Genomic DNA, 22526 nt, shown 5'->3' with positions numbered 1-22526 from the left:
GTCCTTCTAAATGTAACCATTTAGAGTCTATATAAATGTAAAACGCAATCATTAAGTTGATTGCGTTTTTTATTTATAAACTAATCATTTTATATATTTTTGAACTCATGAAAAACATACTGTTCTTTTTATCAATATTAGTATTGATAACCTCTTGCTCAACTCATAAAACCACCGATTTTAAAATTGGTATTATTGCTGATTGTCAATATTGTGATTGCGAAATTAAATGGGATCGTTATTACAAGAAATCACCTCAAAGGCTAAAAGACGCTGTTACAGAACTAAATAAAGATTCTTTAAATTATACCATTCACTTGGGTGATTTTATAGATCAAAAAATGGCAAGTTTGGATAGTATTTTACCAACTTGGCACAAGTTAAAATCTAATACTTATCACGTTTTAGGAAATCATGATTTTGATGTTGGTGAAACTAATAAAGAAAAAATTATTTCTAAGCTAGATTTAAAAAATAGATACTACAGTTTTTCAAAAAGTGATTGGAGATTTATTGTCTTAGATGGAAATGATTTAAGCTTTTATGGTTCAACAACTAAAACTAAGAAGCAACAAACAGATTCTCTCTATAATCTACTAAAAGATAAAAACTTGCCTTATGTTAAAAAATACAATGGTGGTTTAAGTAAGACTCAATTAAATTGGGTAAAAACTGAATTAGAAGAAGCCAAAGCAAAAAACCAAAATGTAGGCTTTTATTGTCACTTTCCTATTTATCCTATAGATCAGCATAATATTTGGAATAGAGAACAATTCTTACAGATTATAAAAGCTTATAAAAATGTAAAATTCTTCTTTAATGGTCATAATCATGCAGGTGGTTATGAAATGGTGAACAATGTTCATTATCTAACTTTTAAAGGTATGGTTGATACAGAAAACACCTCAGCCTTTGCAAAGGCCAAGTTTACAAAAGACACCATTTTTATTCAAGGTTATGAGCGTGAACCTTCTCGCAAATTAGTAATTAAATAAATGTCGAACTTAAAAACCTACAATTCAACTAACTTTTTTAAACACACCTTTTGCGAATTTAAAGAGGTAGATGATTTTAATTTTCCCGACAACAAATTCTTTAAAAGCAAATCTGAAAGTAAATATTACTATACAGAAGAAGGTGTTTTTAGAAAATCTAATCATTGGGGAAGAGTAGCCAATTGCAGGTGGAAATTTATTTCTAAACAATCTTATAAAAATCAACGTGAAGTAATTGGCTATGCAAATTGGGTAGACTTCTACCCTATTTTATCGAACCAAAAACTTTTTACAATTTCAGTTGATTACACTAACAATTCTGCAGAAATAAAACCTAAAAATTCTTCAACAATAGAAGCGTTATTTTCTTATTCTGAAGCGCAAAAAAAAGTAAAACAAATAAAGCATTTACTTAAAAATGATAACTGGACAGCCTATTACAATGAAAAACCGTCAATTTTAAAGCGCAAAATTGTAGATGAATTTATAACGACCAATAAAAGCTTAGTACAAATTAAATCGAGCTTTAAATAATCGTTTCAACAATATGATTATCATTTTAAAGATAATCTTAGAAGGAATTATAATTCACTTTTCTTTTCAGTAAATTTGTGTTAGATTTATTAAAAATTGATATGAATTTACCACAGTCAAGTTTTCCTAGAGTTGTTATTATTGGTGGAGGTTTTGCAGGTTTAGCTGCTGCAAAAGGGTTAGAGAATCAAGAATTGCAAGTTGTTTTGGTAGACAAACATAACTATCATACATTCCAACCATTATTATACCAAGTAGCAACAGGTGGTTTAGAGCCAGATTCTATTGCCTTTCCGCTTAGAAAAAGGTTTAATGATGTAAAAAATTTCTTTTTTAGATTGGCTGAGGTTGTAGAAATTCATCCTGATAAAAAAATCATAGAAACCTCTATTGGAAATTTAGATTACGACGAATTAATCATTGCTACTGGTTCTACAACAAATTTTTTTGGGAACAAAAACATCCAAGAAAACACCATGGAAATGAAGTCTGTACCACAGGCTTTAGACATTAGAAGTTTGGTTTTAGAAAATTTTGAAGAAGCATTACTAACCGATAATTTAGAAGAACGCAATGCCTTAATGAATTTTGTAATTGTTGGTGGAGGGCCAACAGGAGTAGAATTGGCTGGTGCTTTAGCTGAAATGAAAAAGGGAATTTTACCTAAAGATTACCCAGATTTAGATATTAGAAAAATGCAAATAAACCTCATACAAAGTTCTGCTGAAATTTTAAAGGGTATGAGTGCTGAAGCTTCTGAAAAAGCCGAAGATTTCTTGATTGGTTTAGGTGTTAATGTTTGGAAAAATCTTCGTGTTTTAAATTATGATGGTAAAATTGTAACTACAAATGGTGAAGACCATTTTAGAGCTGAAACCGTAATTTGGACTGCAGGTGTAAAAGGTGAAATTGTTAACGGATTAAACTCTAGCTGTATTATTGAGAGAGTCGAAAGATATAGGGTAAATGAGTTTAATCAAGTTGAAAACTATGATAACATTTACGCTATTGGTGATGTTGCTTGTATGAAATCAGAAAAAAATCCATATGGGCACCCAATGATGGCTCAACCAGCCATTCAGCAAGGTAAACTTGTTGCCAAGAATATTATTGCTAAACTATTTCATAAAAAAACCAAAGCTTTTGTTTATAATGATAAAGGTTCTATGGCTACAATAGGAAGAAATAAAGCTGTAGTAGACTTGCCAAAATGGAAATTTCAAGGGGTTTTCGCTTGGTTTGTATGGATGTTTGTTCACTTATTTTCATTAATTGGCTTTAGAAACAAAGCCATTGTATTTTTAAACTGGGTGTATAATTATATTCGATTTGATAGAGAAACACGCCTCATAATTCGTCCTTTTAAAAAGAAAAATATTGTTTAACTATGAGCACTAGAATTGTAAAATGCCCTAATTGTGGAGTATTTAATACCAATAGAGAGTATTGCAAAAACTGTAACACACTCATATCTGATGAAAAAAAGAGAGAAATAAAGGCTGCAGAAGTTAAGCAAGAACAAATAGATGAAGCTATTGAAGAATTAGAAAATCCGAACCTTGCAGAACGTTTGAAAAAAAGCAATAATGTATTTTATAGAATTATTGGTTGGCTTATTTATTCTGTGGTAACTGTGGTAAGTGCAATTGGTGCTGGTTTAGCTTGGTTAATTGCAATGGTTGCTGCTGGTTAATATGAATTTGAGGCTAAGTATTTTTTGCATTTTATCTTTTACACTAGGCACAAGTGTCTATATTTTTCAATCTTTAGAATTATCGCTACCAAGATTGTTAAATAATTATCTTAATGATTTTCTTATCATACCAATAGTGCTCTATGTATGTTTGCTATTTTTAAGATGGTCTAGAAATGATACTAACTTTGTTTTAAAGCTACCAATCATTTTATATGTTTGCGCACTTTATGCCTTTATATTTGAGTACCTATTACCCAATCAACTAGTTCGTTATACCTCAGACCCTATAGATGCATTGCTCTATTTTATTGGTGGTTTAGTTTTTTATTTACTACAAAACAAACCAAGTAGAGCGTAATTACAATTCGTCAATCAAAAATAACAACTCAGTATTTCTAATTATTTTATCCCTTAAAATCGATTCACTTTTGTACTATCAAAAACCAAAAGCATGAAACGATTTTTATATTTACTAATCCTATTTTGTTCATTATCTATCTATTCACAAACTACTATTTCAGGTAAAGTTTTAGACAGCAAAGGAAACCCAATTTTCGGGGCAAGTGTTTATTTAGATGGCACTTATGATGGTACTTCTACTGACGAAAAAGGAATATTTAGCTTCAAAACCGAAGAAAATAAATCACAAACTATTGTTGTATCCTTTATTTCTTTTGAAACCTTTACCAAAACTGCAGAAGTTAGTTTATTACAAAATCTAACCATAAAGCTTAAAGATGATGTAAATTCTTTAGATGCAGTTACCATTAATGCTGGTACTTTTAAAGCTGGGGAAAAAGCCAAAGTAACTGTTTTAAAACCATTAGATATTGTAACTACAGCTAGTGCATTAGGAGATGTTTTTGGTGCCATACTAACCCTACCTGGAACCTCAACTGTAGATGAAGATGGGCGCTTGTTTGTAAGAGGTGGAGAAGCTGAAGAAACTCAAATTTTTATTGATGGTATTCGAGTATTTACTCCATACAGTCCTACACCCAATAACACTCCAACTCGTGGACGTTACTCACCTTTTTTGTTTCAAGGAATTACCTTTTCTACAGGAGGATATTCTGCTGAATATGGCCAAGCATTGTCTAGTGTTCTAGACTTAACTACTATAGATAAACCAGACCAAGAAAAAACAGACATCTCTTTGATGACCTTAGGTTTAGGTGTTGGAAACACCCAAATTTGGGAAAACAATTCGTTAAGTGTAAATGCTTCATACATAAATTTAGCACCTTATTTAGAGGCTTTTCCTGATAGAAACAAATGGCTAAAACCGGTGCAATCTTTAAATGGAGAAATGGTGTACAGACATAGTTTTAAAGATGATTCTATGCTTAAAATTTATGGCGCTTATAGTTATTCTGATTTAGATATTATTCAAGAGGACATCAATTTTGATGACGGATTTCGTTTTGGCTTACAAAATAGAAACCTTTATGTAAATAGTTCTTACAAAAATAAGATTGGTAATAATTGGAGAATACAAGGAGGATTAAGTTTTACTAACGACAATTCTACAATTAAAATATTTGATGATGTTATTAATAGCAATGAAAATTCAGCTCATTTTAAAGTAAAGTTAAGAAAGCAATTTACAAGCAGATTTAGAGTAAGTTTTGGTTCTGAGTATTTTATTACCAATTTTGATGAAAATTACACTCCTACAAATCAACCAGAATTTAATTACGGATTTAACAAATCCATTTTTGCAAGTTTTGCTGAAACCGATATTTTCTTTTCGAAAAACTTAGCAGCGCAAATAGGTGTTAGAGGTGAATACACAAATGTTTTAAATGAATTTACGATTGCTCCACGAATGTCTTTATCATTAAAGGCAAGTAAAAACTCGCAATTTTCATTGGCTTATGGAATGTTTTATCAAAATCCAAAAAATGATTATCTAAAGTTTTCTCAAGAATTTTCATCAGAAAATACCTCTCATTTAATTGCAAATTATCAACATACTAAAAAGAATCAGATATTTAGAGTTGAAGCCTATCTTAAGAATTATAAAGATTTAATAAAATTCGACACAAACTTGCCCAATTTTAACACCAACTTTAATAATAATGGAAATGGTTATGCCAAAGGTATTGATGTATTTTGGAGACAAAATCAAAAAATTAAAAATACAGATTATTGGGTATCTTATTCATTTTTAGATACAGAAAGAGAGTATAGAAATTACCCCATAAAAGCCACACCTAACTTTGCATCTCAACATAACTTTTCTTTTGTTGCAAAACATTTGATCGAGGATTGGAAAAGTCAAGTTGGTATTACCTATAATTTTGCCTCTGGTAGAACCTATACCAACCCAAATGAAGCAGGTTTTTTAAATAATAAAACCAAAAATTACAATTCTGTTAGTTTAAATTGGGCTTATTTAATAGATGCTCAGAAAATATTATATCTTTCTGTAAACAATGTTTTAGGCACTAAAAATGTATTTGGTTATAATTACAATAACACAGCAGATATAAATGGAAACTTTGATAGACAAGCCATTTTACCAAATGCAGATCGATTTTTCTTTATTGGTTTTTTCTGGACAATTAGTGACGATAACAAATCAAATCAATTAGATAATTTATAAAATTTACAATTCATCTGTTTAAATTTACAATTCGGTATCATTATTGTTTTATTTTCACAAAAACATCAGATATTTGAATCATCAAAAAATAAGATCATGAAAAACTTAATATTCATTTGCCTTTTAACTTTAACAGGAATTTTTTCGCTACAAGCACAAGAAGAAACCTACGACTTAACTATTGAAGTTTCAGGCATGGAAGTAGATAGTGGAAAAGTTTTCTTAGCTCTTTCAGATAGAGCCGAAAGTTTTCTAAAAAAAGGCGATGGCACAAAAGGCGCAAATGCCATTGTAAAAGATGGTAAAGCAATTATCTATTTTAAAGGATTAAAAAAAGGTGCTTATGCTGCTTCTGTTTTTCATGATGCAAATGACAATAATATTATGGATACCAAAATGTTTGGTATTCCTAAAGAACCTTATGGTTTCTCTAATAATGCAAAAGGATTTATGGGACCACCTTCTTTTGACGAAGCAAAATTTGTTTTAGACGATCATAAAACCATTTCTATCACCGTTAAATAATTTAACAAAAAAAACACACAACTAACTTAATAACAACAAATTATGAAAAATTTATTTTTATTCATAGGGCTAGCCTTTGCTCTAAATGTAACTGGACAAACAAAATACCAAAAAGGAATGCAACAAGGTTTTGCTCTTTGGGAACAAGGAAAAATGACAGAAGCTTCTCAATTATTTGAAAGAATTTCTAAAGCGGAATCAGAGAATTGGCTACCTGCGTATTATGCCGCTCAAGTAGAAATTTTAAGTAGTTTTGGCATGAAAGATGAAGCCAAGTTAACTGCAAAACTTAAAAAAGCACAATCGTTCTTAGATGCAGCTAAAGCTAATTCTGAAAATAATCCTGAAATTATAATAACACAAGCTTTACTAAACTTAGCCTACATATCTTTTGACGGACAAAAATACGGCATGACTTTATCTGGTAGAAACAGTCAGTTGTACGAACAAGCTTTGGCTATTGCACCAAATAATCCAAGAGTTATTTTAGGAAAAGCTGAATGGGATATGGGCTTTGCACAATATTTTGGAAAATCTACAAAACCTTATTGTGAGCAAATTAAAAAAGCAATTGAGCTAGGAAAAGCAGAAGAAATTACTGTAGAATTTTACCCAAAATTTATGGTAGAAAGAGCAGAAGATGTTCTAAAAAAATGCAGTGAGTAAAGAATAAAAAAGCTTTCAGAGATGTTCTGAAAGCTTTTTTTTAGTTTATAATCTTATTGATCAACTTTTGTTTGGCTGCGTCATCATCTCCAAAAATCCATTGAAGCACATTATCTTCCCAAATTTCATTTTTTTCTTGCTCAGAAATTAAATCTTTCTCTATAGCCAAATCTAAAATTTTACCAGGATAAGAAGATTGCTTATCACTTTCCATTTCTCCTAAAGGATAAGGATCATCTAAGCCCATTAATACCTGACTCGTTCCTTGTCTTTGAAACATTAATTTTAAAGAGTCTGTATCATGCACAAGCGTATCAAAAAAGATGTTTTTATGACCTACCGCTTTTCTTGGGTGATGTTTACCTTCAAACAAATCTGGCCTACCATCAAAACCCTGTATTCTTCTTCCTAGATTCATTTGAGCCAATTGACCTCCATGTGCAAAACACGTTCTAATATTTGGAAAACGCTCTTGCATACCATTCAATGTATAAAAATGATACGCATCTCCACACTGAGCTAACATCCAAATTAAGTGAAAACGCCAATTGGTATTTTCTAGTTTTATCATTTTATCTCCATCATAAGGATGAATTTCTATGGCCAATTTGTATTTATCTGCTAGTTCAAAAATTCGTTCATTTTCTTCGTCGAACACGCATCTCCATTGTCCAATAGAATCCATAAAATGGGTAGGCAAACACAACACTTTTAAATCTAATTCTTCAATACATCTTTCCATTTCGTAGAGTGCTCCATAAATAAAACCAGGATGCACCACAAAACCGCAAGTAAATTTATCTGGATGATTTTTCTGAACCTTTGCGTTAAAATCATTCTGAAAACGTAAAGCTTTCTTCATTTCCTCTAAACGCAAACCATTTCCATACAATTGAGAAAGATTTAAAACAACTGCATGATCTATCTTGTTTTTCTCCATCCAAAGTAATTTTTCATCAAGAAAGAAACTAGAGTGTGTTACAGGTCTTTTCCAACCTTTTTGCAACATATGTTTACGCTCATCATCTACCCAAAAAATTTCTTTATCCTTCATAAATTGCGGAATTTCTTCTGGATAAGGTAATAAGTGCGAATGGCCGTTAATTCTTAGTTTTCTGTTTGGCATGTTGTATCTTAAAAATTAAATTGATGCAATTATACTTTTATTTTTATGCTTTTTCTAAGGTAAATATGGTGATTTCTGGGCGAACATTAAATCGAACTTGCCATAAACAACCTAAAGCTCTATTGATATATAAAGTTCTATTATTGTCTAGGGCTATTTTACCTGATGTATATCTTTTGTTTTTTACGGGTAAAATTGGTGGTTTTAAAAATGGTGGTTTTACTTGACCTCCATGTGTATGTCCACTTAAAATCCAACTATCGTAATTGTTCCAAACATCTAAGTCGCAAACATCAGGATTATGACATAAAGCAATGTAAGGCTGTTCTTTTTTAAAATTTTGTGTGGCTTTTTTAGGGTCAAAATTCAAACCCCAATAATCATCAATACCAATAATATTTAATCCATTCAGTTGTGTTTCTTGATTTCTAAGAATAGTAATATTATTTGCCTCTAATATTGAAACAATTTTATTTGCCACTTCTGGTTCTACCCAATCTTTACCATAATCATGATTCCCTAAAACACCAACAGTACCTAATGTGCCAGTTACTGTATGTTTTAAAACCGTTTCTAATTTTGCAAATTGTTCTTCGTTTTCATAATCTACAAAATCTCCTGTATACATTACAAAATCTGGGTTGAATTCTTTGGCTTTTTTAAAGGATTCAATTAAATAATTGTAATCGAATTTATTACCTACATGAATATCGCTAATTTGCATTAAAGTTTTACCAACCAAATTGTCTGGCAAATTTCTAATTGGCATTTTAACCTTAACAAACTCTAACCAAAAAGGCTCAATTTGCCATGAATAAAGACCTGTAGCTAAGCCTAAACCCACTGCAGAGTACAAACTTTTCTTTAAAAAAGTTTTTCTATTCATTTACTTTATTTTGTTGGGTGGCTGCATTACAGTACCACAATTATTACAAGTACATTTTTCTTTATCAGAATAAAACTTATCAAAAATAATTGGCATATCTGTTTCTATATTGTCTAGAGGAAACTCTTCTCTATACAATTGATTTTCGCAGTTTTCACAATACCATTCTAATGCATCTAACATGCCTTCTGAACGAGGATATTCTATTACCAAACCAACTGTACTGGCCTTTCTTTGTGGTGAATGTGGTACTTTACCAGGTAACAAATAAATATCTCCTTCATTTATTTCAACATCAATTTGTTTGCCTTTATCATCTATAATTTTTAAAACCATATCACCTTCTAATTGATAGAAAAACTCTGGAGTTTCATTATAATGATAGTCTTTTCGGTTATTTGGGCCACCTACAACCATAACAATATACTCTCCATTATCCCAAACTTGTTTATTACCAACTGGTGGTTTTAATAAATGACGATGTTCGTCTATCCATTTTTTAAAGTTTAAAGGTTGTACTAAATTCATATAAATTGTTATTTATTAACGTTGATATTGTTGGTTAAAGTTAGTTTTTTATGCTTAAATAAGACAATATTTAGTCTGATTTTTTCTAAAAGCTAGCAAACAAGTTTAGCCCTGATTGAACGTTTTGTTTGAGCTCTTTTTATACTGGATGCTTTCAGTATAAAAAAGCGAGTAGTGAAAGCAGGAAATAGCTTCTAAAAAAATTAAAGACTTTTTGTTCTGCCTCCATCTACTGGCAAATTAATACCATTAATATAACTTGCCTTGTTACTTGCTAAAAATGCAATTGCTGATGCTGTTTCCTCTGGTATCGCAAAACGCTTTGCTGGCGTATAATTTTTCATGATTGCTGTCATATTTTCTATACTGGTATCTGCCTTTTGTGCTTTAATTTTAATAATTTCATTTAAACGTTCTGTTTCTGTAAAACCAGGTAAAACGTTATTTACTGTAATACCAAAGCTACCAATTTCTTCTGATAAGGTTTTTGCCCAATTGCCTACTGCATTTCTAATGGTGTTAGATACCCCTAAACCTGGAATTGGCTCTTTAACAGAGGTAGATATTACATTAATAATTCTACCAAATGCTTCTTTTTTCATAAAAGGTACAAGGTGCTGTACAAGTATATGATTACATAACAAATGTTGCGAAAATGCATTTTGAAATTGTTCTAAAGTCGCCTCTAAAATAGCACCACTTCTAGGACCACCAGTGTTGTTAATTAAAATGTGGTATTCTGTAGAGTTTTGTTCTAATACAGATTTTAACTCTTCTGGATTAGAAAAATCTGCCACTAAATAATTATGTTGCTGATTATTATTTGGCAATGCCTCTAACACCTTTTTTAGCTTTTCTTCATTTCTGGCTAACAATGTAACATTTGAACCTTCTTCAGCTAAAATAATTGCTGTTGCTTTACCTATACCTTGTGTGCTACCACAAACCAAAGCATTCTTATTTTTTAATTCTAAATTCATATTCAGTATTTCTAGAAAAGATTTTTTCAAACACTTTTCTATATTATTTTCTTTAACTCGTTTTTAATGTTTTAGTTTAGTTCTAAATATTGCTAGTCATATTTAATACAAACGTTTTTTTGTTCTGTAAAAAATCGAAGTGCTTCAAAACCTCCTTCTCTGCCTACTCCACTTTCTTTTTGACCACCAAAAGGCGTTCTTAAATCACGTAACATCCATGTATTAACCCAAACAATTCCTGTTTTTAATTGTTTCGAAAATTGCATGGTTCTGTTTAAATTGTTCGTCCATAAGGTAGCTGATAATCCATATTTTGTATCATTTGCTAGCTCTATAGCTTGTTTATCAGTTTTAAAAGGCATAATTGTTACAACTGGCCCAAATATTTCTTCTTGATTTAATTTGCATAGGTTACTATTAACCTCAATAATGGTTGGTTGTAAATAGTATCCGTTTTCGAAATTAGCAACCTCAACCTTATTTCCTCCATAAAGTATTTTACCCCCTTCTTTTTCAGCAATATCAATATAAGATTTTACTTTTTCTAAATGTTGTTGCGATACTAAGGCACCTATTTGTGTTTCTTCTTTAGAGGGATGACCGACTTTTAATTCTGATACTTTCTGAATAAAATCTGTTTTAAACTGTTCGTAAATTTTATGCTCCACAAATATTCGACTGCCACACAAACATATTTGACCTTGATTTGCAAATGAAGAACGAACTGTAGTTGCTAACATTTTATCATAGTCGCAATCTGCAAAAATGACATTAGGATTCTTACCACCCAATTCTAAAGATAATTTTTTAAACATTGGTGCAGCAACTCTAGCAATATGTGCTCCTGTTTTGGTGCCACCTGTAAATGAAATGGCCTTTATTTTTTGGTGAGCAACAATTGCTTGACCTGTGGTAGAACCTAAACCATGAATGATATTTAAAACTCCTTTTGGCAAACCTGCTTCCTTGCAAATTCCTGCCAATAAAAAAGCTGTTGCAGGAGTAACCTCACTTGGTTTTGCAATTACACAATTACCTGTTGCAATTGCTGGTGCTATTTTCCATGTAAAAAGATAGAGAGGTAAATTCCAAGGAGAAATACAACCTACCACTCCTAAAGGTTCTCTAAGCGTAAAATTTACTGCATTATGACCTATACTTTCGTGAGCTTCTGATGAAAATTGAGTAATGGAATTTGCAAAATATTTAAAATTACTTGCAGCTCTTGGTATATCTACTTCTTTGGCCAAAGAAACTGGCTTACCATTATCTTTAGATTCTGCTTCTGCCAATGATTGCAGATTAGCTAAAATAAGTTCTGAGATTTTTAATAATATCTGACCTCTTTCTTCTAAGGTAGTTTTAGACCATTTCTTAAAAGCGAGCTCAGCTGCTTCAATTGCTTTTTCTACATCAGCGATATCCGAGTTTGGAATTTTCCCATAAACCTCACCATTTGCTGGGTTATAGTTATCTAACCAACTATCTGAAATTGGATTTACAAATTCGCCATTGATGTAGTTCTGTATTTGCATAAATGTAAGTCTAGTCCTGTTTTTTATAAGCTGTAACTTTAATTTCTACCACCAAATCTGGATGTGGTAATTGATGTACAGCTACAGTTGTTCTGGTTGGCCCTGTTTCTTTATCAAAAAACTCTGCATAGGCTTTATTATAGCCAGCAAAATCATTCATATTTACCAGAAAAGAAGAAACATCTACTACATCTTTCAAGCTAGCTCCAACAGTCTGTAAGTTTCTATCTATATTTTTTAAAACCTCCCTAGTTTGTGTTTCAGCATTTAATCTTTTTGTACCCATTTCATCAATAATATCAACACCAGCTATCGAATTATCTGGTCTTCTAGAACTTGTTCCTGATACAAAAATAAAATCACCAACCACTTTTACATGTGGATAGGCGCCTCTAGGTGTAACTTTTTTATCCATAATTATAAACCTGCTATTTTATCTTCTTGTAAAATTTCGTTTGTCTCTTCCTTTACCGTTTTTAAAATTTGATGTAATTCCTCTTTAGACATATTTAAATGCGTGTTAATTTCATCGTCAGCAATTAAATTCAATAACGCTTTGTCTTGAGCCCTACCCTTTTTCATAGCTTCACTGTAAGGTATATCCTCCTTAAAAGTAACCATAGCGTATTTAGAAAAATATTCATCTGGGAATTGCTCTTCTAAATCCATCTCAATTTTTCTTTTCTCCTTAAATAAAGGATTAGCCACATGATCTTTCATTTCATGAAAATTATCTACTGCTAAATCTGCTATAGCATCTGTATCTTTTTTACGCTCTTTTTCGAAGGCCTTAAAGACCTCTTGCCACGTTTTAAATCCTTTATTTAATACTTCATCAAACACGAAAACGTCTTCAAAAGAAGCATTCATACCTTGGCCATAAAAAGGCACAATTGCGTGTGAGGCATCACCAATTAGCACAGTTTTGTTTTGATAGCTCCAAGGAGAACATTTTACAGTACCTAAAAATCCTGTTGGATTATTCAAAAATTCTTCTTTTATATTCGGAATTAGAGCTAAAGCGTCTGGGAATTCTTTTTCAAAAAATGCTGTAATATTTTCTTCGGATGTTAAATTAGCGAAACTATATTCACCTTCATCGTAACTTAAAAATAAAGTTACTGTAAAACTACCATCCGTATTTGGTAGGGCAATAAGCATAAAATCTCCTCTAGGCCAAATGTGTAAATGTCCTTTACTTAATTGATGTTTTCCGTTTTCATCTGCAGGAATCTCTAACTCTTTATAACCATGAGTTAAGTAATTTTGAGAATAACTAAATAAAAATTTTCGCTCTGAAATGTAGTGCTTTCTTAATACAGACCCTGCACCATCTGCGCCAAAAATAACATCACCAGTAACTGTAAACTCCTCTTTCGTTTCATAATCGTAAAACTCAATACTGGTTTCATCTAAATCTACATGAGTACATTTTTTATTAAAATGTATGTTTACGTTTTTATGTGAATCTACCTCATCTAATAAAATTGCATTTAAATCTCCTCTAGAAATAGAATTGATATACTCACCTTCTCTACCTGAATATTTAGAATCGAAAGTATTACCATTTACATCATGCATTTGCCTACCTAACATTGGTATGCAGATTTCTTTTGCTTTATCTGCAACACCACATAAATTAAGCCCTTTTAAACCTCTATCTGACAATGCTAAGTTTATAGATCTACCAGCAGAAATATCTACTTTACGCAAATCTGGTCTACTTTCAAATAATTCTATTTTAAAACCTCTTTGCGCTAAACGAAGTGCCAAAAGGCTTCCACATAAACCAGCTCCAATAATTAATATTTTATCGTCTTTATTCATAGAATTCGATATAAGGTTTTAGTAATCTTTTAGAATTTCTTTTAAAATTGACACCATTTTGTAAACATCTTCAAAGCTATTATACATTGGTGCAGGTGCACATCTAATTACATTAGGCTCTCTCCAATCTGTAATTATGTGTTTGTCCATTAACTTTTGATGTAAACTTTTATCAGCATTTTTCACTTGAATTGATAATTGACAACCTCTTTCAGCAGGATTCTTAGGTGTAATAATAGACACTGCATCTGAACCTAATTCTTCAAAAAGAAACTCCATAAAACCTGTTAATTTTATAGATTTTTCTCTTAAAGCATCCATACCAACTTCTTCAAACATTTCTAAAGACGCCTTAATTGGTGCCATTGCTAAAATTGGAGGGTTACTCAACTGCCAACCTTCAGCTCCAGGCATTACATCAAAAGGCAACCTCATATTAAAACGTGTGTCTTTGTTATGATTCCACCAACCTGCAAAACGTGGTAACTCAGTATTATGAGCGTGTTTTTCATGAACAAAAATTCCTGATAAACTTCCTGGCCCAGAATTTAGATATTTATATGTACACCAAGCAGCAAAATCTACTCCAGATTCATGTAAATTAGCCTGAATATTTCCTGCTCCATGAGCTAAATCTATCCCAACTACACAACCTTTTGCATGACCAAGTTCTGCTATTTTTTTAAAATCGAATCTTTGGCCTGTGTAATAATTTACACCTCCTATTAATACCAACGCTATTTCATCACCTTGTTCTTCCAAGATATTTTCTAAGTCTTTTATTTCTAAAAGATCTTTACCTTTTGGTGGAGACCAATAAATTAAATCTTCTTCTGAGTAACCATGAAATTTTAATTGAGATTGTACAGCATACCTATCTGAAGGAAACGCATCACTCTCAATTAGAATTTTATGCCTCTTTTTTGTTGGCCTGTAAAAAGAAACCATTAAAAAATGAAGATTAGCTGTAAGTGTATCCATAATTATGACTTCTATAGGTTTTGCTCCTACAACTTTTGCCATCATTTCAGATAAAGACTCAGGGTAAGTTACCCAAGGATTTTCGCCATCAAAATGACCTTCAACACCTTTTTCTGCCCAATCTTGTAATTCTATATTAATGTATTCTTTTGCTTTTTTAGGTTGTAAGCCTAACGAGTTCCCTGTAAAATATAACCAGTCATTTCCAACTTTATCTTGAGGTATATGAAATTGGTTTCTATAAGTAGCCAATTGATCTTCACTATCTAATTTTCTAGCGAATTCTAGTGTATTTTTATATTCCATTTAATTGTAAAATGATTATTCTCAAAGATAAACAATCTACTTTATAAAGTTATTTTTGATGGTATAAATTACTATCTTTATACTATCAAAAAGTAAAAAAACGCTTATGAATTTTGGTAAAAAAATCTTTTATTTCTTAGCAATCTTATTTGTTTCTTGCAATAACAATTCTTTATTAGTTACTGGTTTACAAGGGGTAAATGAAAGTATTAAAGAACAATATGCACCAGATAAAAGAGTAGCAATTTATGATATTCAAGTAGATTATGACAATGATAAAATTATTGTTAGTGGAGAAACTGATTCTAAAATAGGATATCAAAAATTGCTGGATAGTTTAAAAAGTTTAGATATTGATTTTTTAAATAAAATTAGGGTTTTGCCAGATTCTGTAGTTGGTAATGAAATGTATGCTATTGGCAATAACTCTGTACTAAATATAAGATCGGCACCCAAGCATTCTGCTGAATTAGGCACACAAGGACTTTTAGGGATGTCTTTAAAAGTATTAGATAAAGAAGGTGATTTTTTTAGAATACAAACTCCAGATGGTTATATTTCTTGGGTTGATAAAGGTGGAATTTACAGAATGAACAAAGGCGAATTTGACTATTGGTCAAATGCTAAAAAAATCATTTATACAAATACAGCTGGTTTTGTTTATGATAATATAGACCTAAACAAAAGTATTGTTTCAGACATTACACTTGGTGGAGTTTTAAAGTATATTTCTGAAGATAAAAACACCTATGAAGTAGAATATCCTGATAAACGAAAAGGATTCATTAAAAAAGAGGAAGCTCAAATTTTAAATGAGTGGCTAAAAAATTTAGTTGCCACACAAGAAAGTATAGAAAAAACTGCAAAATCAATGTTAGGTTTTCCTTATTTATGGGGAGGGACTTCTAGTAAAGGAATGGATTGCAGTGGGTTTACAAAAATGACTTACTTATTAAACGGATTTGTAATTCCTAGAGACGCTTCGCAACAAATTAATGCTGGTAAAATAGTAGATAACGATTTGAATTTCTCTGATTTACAAAAAGGAGATTTGTTGTTTTTTGGAACCAAAGCTACTGAAGATAAAAAACAAAGAGTTGTACATGTTGGTATTTGGTTAGGTAATGATAATATGGAGTTTATTCACTCTTCTGGAAATGTACATATAAGCTCTATGGATGAAAAAAATCCATTATATGATGAGTTTAATAAAAATAGATATTTAGGAAGCAGACGTTATTTGGGTGAAAAAGATAAAAACATCATCGATTTAAAAGATGAATTGAATTAAAAAAAAGCCTCTCAAAATTGAGAGGCTTTTTTTTTATATATCTAATAAAGTACTCTAAACTTAATGGTACCATCTACATTTCGTAATTTATCAATCACCTCTTTATTGTATTCTTTATCTAAATCTGTAATTACATAACCAACTTTTGGATCTGTAGATAAGTACTGACCAGTAATGTTTAAATCGTATTGCGCCAAAATTTCATTTATCTTAGCCATAACTCCAGATTTATTTTTATGGATGTGTAAAAATCTATGGGCATCTGTTTGTCTTGGCAATCTAATATTTGGAAAGTTCACAGCATCTACTGTATTACCAGAATTGATATAAGCCATAATTTTATTAGGTACAAAATCTGCAATATCTCTCTGTGCTTCTTCTGTACTACCACCAACATGTGGTGTTAAAATTACATTATCTAAACCTTTTAATTCAGTATAAAAGTCACCATTTTTTCTTGGCTCTTCAGGATATACATCAACTGCAGCACCTGCTAGTTTTCCGCTTTTTAAAGCAGCAACTAAAGCTGGAATATCTACAACAAATCCTCTAGATAAATTTACTAAATGTGCACCATCTTTCATTAAAGAGATTTCTTTTTCTCCGAAGAAATTCTTGTTTGCAGCATTATCGTCTACATGTAAACTAACTGCATCAGAAATTGATAACAACTCTTCTAAGGTATCTAATTTAGTTGCATTACCTAAGGCTAGTTTGTCTTCAACATCATAATAATAGACATCCATACCCAAAGCTTCTGCCAAGATTGAAAGTTGAGAACCAATATTTCCATACCCAACAATACCTAGTTTCTTACCACGAACCTCTCTAGAACCTTCTGCTGTTTTTCTCCATTGACCATTATGAATTTCTGTACTTCTTTGAAAAACAGAACGCATTAACATTATAATTTCACCAATTGCCAATTCTACCACAGATCGAGTATTGCTGTAAGGTGCATTGAAAACCACAACACCTTTTTCTTTACACGCTTCTAAATTAATCTGTTTGGTACCAATACAAAATGCACTTACTACCATTAACTTTTCTGCAGCATCTACTACTTTCTGAGTAACATTGGTCTTAGATCTTATACCTAAAACATGAACATCTTTAATTTTTTCAATCAATTCGTCTTCAGACAAACTTTTAGAGATGGTTTCTACAGAAAAACCATCTGTAGATAATTTCTTAAAAGCATCTGCATGTACGTTTTCTAGTAGTAATATTTTAATTCTATTTTTTGGGTAAGATATGTTTCGTGTCAAATCGTTTACGTATAAAAATTCATCTAAATTAGGTGCAATATAATCGGCATTTTCGGTTGTTTTATCTCTAGATACGTTTTCAGTATAGGCAAAAAACTTATCTGCAACTCCTGCTTCACGCGTCACATAATCACTGTAACCATCACCAATAACCTGTATTTCTCCATCTAAATTCATGTCTTTTAAACATTGAATTTTTCCATTATGTTGTGATAATGGGTTATTAGCATCAAAGCCAATTATTTTACCATCATCCGCAAATTTAAAAGTATTAGCGTAAACTCTTTCTGATGGTATGTTGTATTCTTTTACAATAGGATCTATAAATTCTTTAAAACCACAAGAAATTACATAAATATCATCTGAATACAACTCAAAAAACTCTTTATTTCTTTCAATTGAAGTAGATACTTGCTTCTTTAAATCTGCAATTAATTGAGACAAATCAGCTTCATTCGCTTCCAACAACTTAATTCTTCTTTCTAAAGATTCTGTGAAGGAAATTTCACCATCAATACCAAGATTTGTAATATCTATGATTTCATGAATAATCTCATCTTTTTTAGGATTATTTTCTAAGGTAATTTCTGCTAAAACATCTAAAGCTTCTACTCTGGTTAAAGTGCTATCAAAATCGAAAATATAGTTTCTTTTTGTAGTGCTCATTATGGTTAATTCTTGATTGAAATTTAAATGGTAAATCTACAAATTAAACCAACAATTATTTGGCGATTTTATAGTTTTATGATATCAATTTTAAATGAAGTGTATTTTAATCAAAAAATGAAAAATATACATTTAACGAATTAAAAATTGAGAAATCCTAAAATAAATAGCCACCAAATTATTGGTAATGCTTCTACATAGAATGAACTGTAGTATTTACTTTGTTCTATTTTAGATCTCATTAGAAATAAAATAACCATAAAAAAGAACAACATAAATGGCGCATTTAAAGTTGCAGATGTCTCAATTAAATACTCTAAAATTAGAGCTAAAATTAATAGTAACAACCCAAGCCTTTTTGTTTGTACTAGCCCTATTTTTTTGGGTATGGTTTGTAGTGAAATAGCATCGTATTTTACATCTCTAATATCAAAAGGTAAAATTAAAACGACCACTAATAAAAATCTTTGAATAAATAGAATTACTGCACTTACATTTAATGATAAACCAGCATCAACTAATGGCAAAAGCACTGTAAAACCCGCCCAAACAAAAGCAACTATTATAATTTTCAAGTAACTAATTTGTCTTAAATTTTTTGCAAATCCGCTTAAAAATGGTACTGCATACAAAACTGTAAGAATATTAAATGGTATAGAAACAATTAGCGTGCTTAACTTAATTTGGGTTGCATAATAACACATGATTAAAAAGCAACCTAAAGAGAAAACTTGTATCACTTTTAAACTACTCGTTAAACTTCTATGGTGCAGTTTTGCAACTCCTGCATATTTTACAAAGTTATAACCTGTAATAGTACCAAAAAAAATAAAATTATCTAGACTTTGATTAAAAGGTAACTCAAAATAAATTTCGGTTATTCTTAAAAAAGCAAATACAGCTAAAGCCACATGAATACTAGCATTCAAGTAAAACTCTAAAATAATTTTAAGACCCTTCATTTTACAAAAATAATGTATCTGTTAATAACATTAAGATTTAGTTAATAATTAACAATATTTGTTGTTAAATTATCAAATTTAAACCCTCTAGAATCCTTATTTTTGTAACATTAAAAATCGATATAATTTTCATGATTTAATTGACAATAAATTTGATTGAAAATTATCTAAATAAAACTTTATTTAATGAATACTAATTCGTTTCAATTAAGACACATTGGTCCGAACCAAAAGGAGCAAGAAAAAATGTTACAAGCTATTAAAGCAGATAGTTTAGAACAGTTAATTAATGAAACTGTGCCAGATAATATTCGTTTAAAAGACGATTTAGATTTAGCACCAGCCATGAGTGAATATGAGTATTTGGCTCATATTAAAGAACTTTCTGAAAAAAATAAAGTTTTTAAAAGCTACATAGGTTTAGGTTATCATGAAGCAATTGTGCCAAGTGTTATTCAACGTAACATTTTAGAAAATCCAGGTTGGTATACAGCTTACACACCTTACCAAGCAGAAATTGCTCAAGGTCGTTTAGAAGCCCTATTAAATTACCAAACTATGGTTTGTGATTTAACAGGAATGGAGTTAGCAAATGCATCCTTATTAGATGAAAGTACAGCAGCTGCAGAAGCTATGGCTTTACTTTTTGATGTGAGAGAACGTGCAAAGAAAAAAGCGGGTGCAAATAAATTCTTTGTTTCTGAAGAAATTTTACCTCAAACATTATCTCTTTTACAAACAAGATCTACTCCTATTGGTATTGAATTGGTTGTTGGTAATCATGAAGATTTTACGTTTGATGATGATTTCTTTGGTGCCATTTTACAATATCCAGGTAAATTAGGTCAGATTTTTGATTATGAAGAGTTTGTTGCAAAAGCAAACGATAATGATATTAAAGTTGCAGTTGCTGCAGATATTTTATCATTAGTAAAATTAAAAGCACCAGGTGAATTTGGTGCATCTGTGGTAGTTGGTACAACACAACGTTTTGGAATACCTTTAGGTTATGGAGGACCTCATGCTGCATTTTTTGCTACAAAAGAAGCTTACAAAAGAAGTATTCCTGGAAGAATTATTGGCGTTACTAAAGACATGAATGGTAAGCGTGCTTTAAGAATGGCACTGCAAACTAGAGAACAACACATAAAACGTGAAAGAGCAACATCTAACATTTGTACTGCTCAAGTATTGTTAGCAGTTATGGCAGGAATGTACGCTGTTTATCATGGAAAAGATGGTATACAATACATTGCAGATACTGTACATAACAAAACTAAATTAGTTGCAGATTATTTAGAAAAAGCTGGCTTTAAGCAACTAAACACGTCTTACTTCGATACTCTTTTAATAGAAATAGAAGAAGCAAGATTAAAACCTGTAGCAGAATCGTTTAAAGTGAATTTTAATTATGTTTCTGATAATTTAGTTTCACTTTCACTGAATGAAGCAACTACAGAAAAAGATTTAATGAACTTATTTACTTTATTTGGCCAGTTAAAAAAACGTCCAAATCCTGTAAAAGAAGAAAATTACGATAGCTTTTCTAGAATTTTAACACAAGAACCTTTTCATTCAGATTTTGATGTAATTGCAGATAATGTAGCTAGAAAAACGTCATTTTTAGATAATGAGATTTTTAATACGTATCAATCAGAAACAGATATGATGCGTTATATTAAAAAATTAGAACGTAAAGATTTGGCTTTAAATCATTCTATGATTTCTTTAGGCTCTTGTACAATGAAATTAAATGCTGCTTCTGAAATGTTGCCTTTAAGCAATCCTCAATGGGGTAATATCCATCCATTTGTGCCTTTATACCAAGCTAGAGGGTATCAAGAGGTTTTAAAGAAATTAGAGCATCAATTAAATATTATTACAGGTTTTGCAGGTACATCTTTACAACCTAATTCTGGTGCTCAAGGTGAATTTGCTGGCTTAATGACAATTAGAGCTTATCATCAATCTAGAGGAGATTCTCATAGAAATATTTGTATTATTCCTGCCTCTGCTCATGGTACAAACCCTGCTTCTGCTGTAATGGCAGGAATGAAAGTGATTGTTACCAAAACTGCAGAAAATGGAAACATTGATGTGGATGATTTAAGAGAAAAGGCAGAAAAGCACTCAGATAATCTAGCTGCATTGATGGTAACCTACCCATCTACTCATGGAGTTTTTGAAAGTGAGATTCAAGAAATCACTAAAATTATTCACGATCATGGAGGTCAGGTTTATATGGATGGTGCCAATATGAATGCTCAAGTAGGTTTAACAAATCCGGCTACAATTGGTGCTGATGTTTGTCATTTAAACTTACATAAAACATTTGCAATTCCACATGGTGGAGGTGGTCCTGGAGTTGGCCCAATTTGTGTTGCTCCACAATTAGTACCATTTTTACCAACCAATCCAATCATTGAAACTGGAGGAGAAAAATCAATCACAGCAATTTCTGCTGCTCCTTGGGGTTCTGCACTTGCTTGTTTAATCTCTTATGGCTATATAACTATGCTAGGTTTTAGAGGATTAACAAACTCTACAAAAAATGCAATTTTAAATGCAAACTATATCAAAGAACGTTTAGATGGGCATTATGATACTTTATATACTGGAGAAAAAGGTAGAGCTGCACACGAAATGATTATTGATTGTAGAGATTTTAAACAAAATGGAATTGAAGTAGTTGATATTGCTAAACGTTTAATGGATTATGGATTCCATGCACCTACAGTTTCTTTTCCTGTAAATGGAACTATGATGATTGAGCCTACAGAATCTGAAAGTTTAGCTGAATTAGATCGTTTTTGTGATGCAATGATTGCCATTCGTGAAGAGATTAAAAATGTAACAAAAGAAGATGCAAATAATACGTTAAAGAATGCTCCTCACACTCAAGAAATGTTAACTAGTGATGAATGGGATTTCCCATATTCTAGAAAACAAGCAGCTTTTCCTTTAGAATATATTGCTGATAATAAATTTTGGCCAACTGTGAGAAGAGTTGATGACGCTTATGGTGATCGAAATTTAATTTGTTCTTGTAACCCTATTGAGGATTATATGTAAACAATAAATAACATAGATTAAAAAAACCACCTTTTAAAGGTGGTTTTTTTTATGATTGAAAAGTGCGATGTTTG

19 protein-coding genes are annotated in these 22526 nt (G+C 31.1%); 9 read left to right on the top strand and 10 right to left on the bottom strand.

The window, feature by feature from the left end; all coding sequences use genetic code 11:
- Positions 1–107 precede the first annotated feature (107 nt).
- The 7 genes from MED152_RS12640 (at position 108) to MED152_RS12610 (ending at position 7024) form a co-directional block, all read left to right on the top strand.
- Complete coding sequence (locus MED152_RS12640; protein WP_015482287.1) at positions 108–995, top strand: metallophosphoesterase; 888 nt, start codon at positions 108–110, stop codon at positions 993–995.
- Entirely contained in the window at positions 996–1529 is a 534-nt protein-coding gene (locus MED152_RS12635; protein ID WP_015482286.1) for a hypothetical protein, read from the top strand. It begins immediately after the preceding gene.
- 101 nt (positions 1530–1630) lie between these two features.
- Positions 1631–2914 (top strand): NAD(P)/FAD-dependent oxidoreductase, encoded by a 1284-nt coding sequence (locus MED152_RS12630; RefSeq protein ID WP_015482285.1) that lies wholly within the window; start codon positions 1631–1633, stop codon positions 2912–2914.
- Between the two features lie 2 nt (positions 2915–2916).
- Positions 2917–3222, top strand: a complete 306-nt coding sequence (locus MED152_RS12625; RefSeq protein WP_015482284.1) for a hypothetical protein — start codon at positions 2917–2919, stop codon at positions 3220–3222.
- A gap of 454 nt (positions 3223–3676) precedes the next feature.
- Complete coding sequence (locus tag MED152_RS12620) at positions 3677–5833, top strand: TonB-dependent receptor (protein WP_015482283.1); 2157 nt, start codon at positions 3677–3679, stop codon at positions 5831–5833.
- A gap of 96 nt (positions 5834–5929) precedes the next feature.
- Positions 5930–6358, top strand: a complete 429-nt coding sequence (locus tag MED152_RS12615) for a DUF2141 domain-containing protein (protein ID WP_015482282.1) — start codon at positions 5930–5932, stop codon at positions 6356–6358.
- Between the two features lie 42 nt (positions 6359–6400).
- On the top strand, positions 6401–7024 hold the full coding sequence (locus tag MED152_RS12610; RefSeq protein ID WP_015482281.1) for a M48 family metallopeptidase: 624 nt from the start codon (positions 6401–6403) through the stop codon (positions 7022–7024).
- Between the two features lie 40 nt (positions 7025–7064).
- On the opposite strand, the gene MED152_RS12605 is transcribed toward MED152_RS12610, so the two are convergent.
- From MED152_RS12605 to kynU, 8 genes are all read right to left on the bottom strand, one after another.
- Positions 7065–8150 carry an amidohydrolase family protein gene (locus MED152_RS12605; RefSeq protein ID WP_015482280.1) on the bottom strand — a complete coding sequence of 362 codons (1086 nt, stop codon included), beginning with the start codon at positions 8148–8150 and terminating at the stop codon, positions 7065–7067.
- 43 nt (positions 8151–8193) lie between these two features.
- Positions 8194–9036 (bottom strand): metallophosphoesterase, encoded by an 843-nt coding sequence (locus MED152_RS12600; RefSeq protein WP_015482279.1) that lies wholly within the window; start codon positions 9034–9036, stop codon positions 8194–8196.
- Positions 9037–9564 carry a 3-hydroxyanthranilate 3,4-dioxygenase gene (locus MED152_RS12595; RefSeq protein WP_015482278.1) on the bottom strand — a complete coding sequence of 176 codons (528 nt, stop codon included), beginning with the start codon at positions 9562–9564 and terminating at the stop codon, positions 9037–9039.
- Between the two features lie 203 nt (positions 9565–9767).
- On the bottom strand, positions 9768–10544 hold the full coding sequence (locus MED152_RS12590; RefSeq protein WP_015482277.1) for an SDR family oxidoreductase: 777 nt from the start codon (positions 10542–10544) through the stop codon (positions 9768–9770).
- Positions 10545–10636: 92 nt separating this feature from the next.
- Positions 10637–12079: an aldehyde dehydrogenase gene (locus MED152_RS12585; RefSeq protein WP_015482276.1), complete on the bottom strand. Its 1443-nt coding sequence runs from the start codon at positions 12077–12079 to the stop codon at positions 10637–10639.
- A 10-nt stretch (positions 12080–12089) separates the two neighbouring features.
- Positions 12090–12494: a RidA family protein gene (locus tag MED152_RS12580; RefSeq protein WP_015482275.1), complete on the bottom strand. Its 405-nt coding sequence runs from the start codon at positions 12492–12494 to the stop codon at positions 12090–12092.
- Between the two features lie 2 nt (positions 12495–12496).
- Entirely contained in the window at positions 12497–13906 is a 1410-nt protein-coding gene (locus MED152_RS12575; RefSeq protein WP_015482274.1) for an NAD(P)/FAD-dependent oxidoreductase, read from the bottom strand.
- Between the two features lie 18 nt (positions 13907–13924).
- Positions 13925–15193, bottom strand: coding sequence for a kynureninase (kynU, locus tag MED152_RS12570; protein WP_015482273.1), 1269 nt, complete (start codon positions 15191–15193; stop codon positions 13925–13927).
- 106 nt (positions 15194–15299) lie between these two features.
- Here kynU and MED152_RS12565 point away from each other — a divergent pair, with 106 nt between their 5' ends.
- Positions 15300–16484, top strand: coding sequence for a C40 family peptidase (locus tag MED152_RS12565; protein WP_015482272.1), 1185 nt, complete (start codon positions 15300–15302; stop codon positions 16482–16484).
- A 41-nt stretch (positions 16485–16525) separates the two neighbouring features.
- Here MED152_RS12565 and serA read toward each other — a convergent pair whose 3' ends face one another.
- Entirely contained in the window at positions 16526–18418 is a 1893-nt protein-coding gene (gene serA / locus MED152_RS12560) for a phosphoglycerate dehydrogenase (RefSeq protein WP_015482271.1), read from the bottom strand.
- Positions 18419–18558: 140 nt separating this feature from the next.
- Positions 18559–19380, bottom strand: coding sequence for a hypothetical protein (locus MED152_RS12555; protein WP_015482270.1), 822 nt, complete (start codon positions 19378–19380; stop codon positions 18559–18561).
- A 186-nt stretch (positions 19381–19566) separates the two neighbouring features.
- Between MED152_RS12555 and gcvP the strand changes: the two genes are divergently transcribed.
- The gene (gene gcvP, locus MED152_RS12550; protein WP_015482269.1) at positions 19567–22452 is read left to right on the top strand and encodes an aminomethyl-transferring glycine dehydrogenase; all 2886 of its coding nucleotides are present in this window, start codon (positions 19567–19569) and stop codon (positions 22450–22452) included.
- Positions 22453–22526: the final 74 nt, after the last annotated feature.

Origin of the sequence: Polaribacter sp. MED152, assembly GCF_000152945.2 — a bacterium.
Taxonomy (GTDB): Bacteria; Bacteroidota; Bacteroidia; order Flavobacteriales; family Flavobacteriaceae; genus Polaribacter.
The sequence above is the reverse complement of the archived record's forward strand: the minus strand, read 5'-3'. Positions and strand labels throughout refer to the sequence as shown.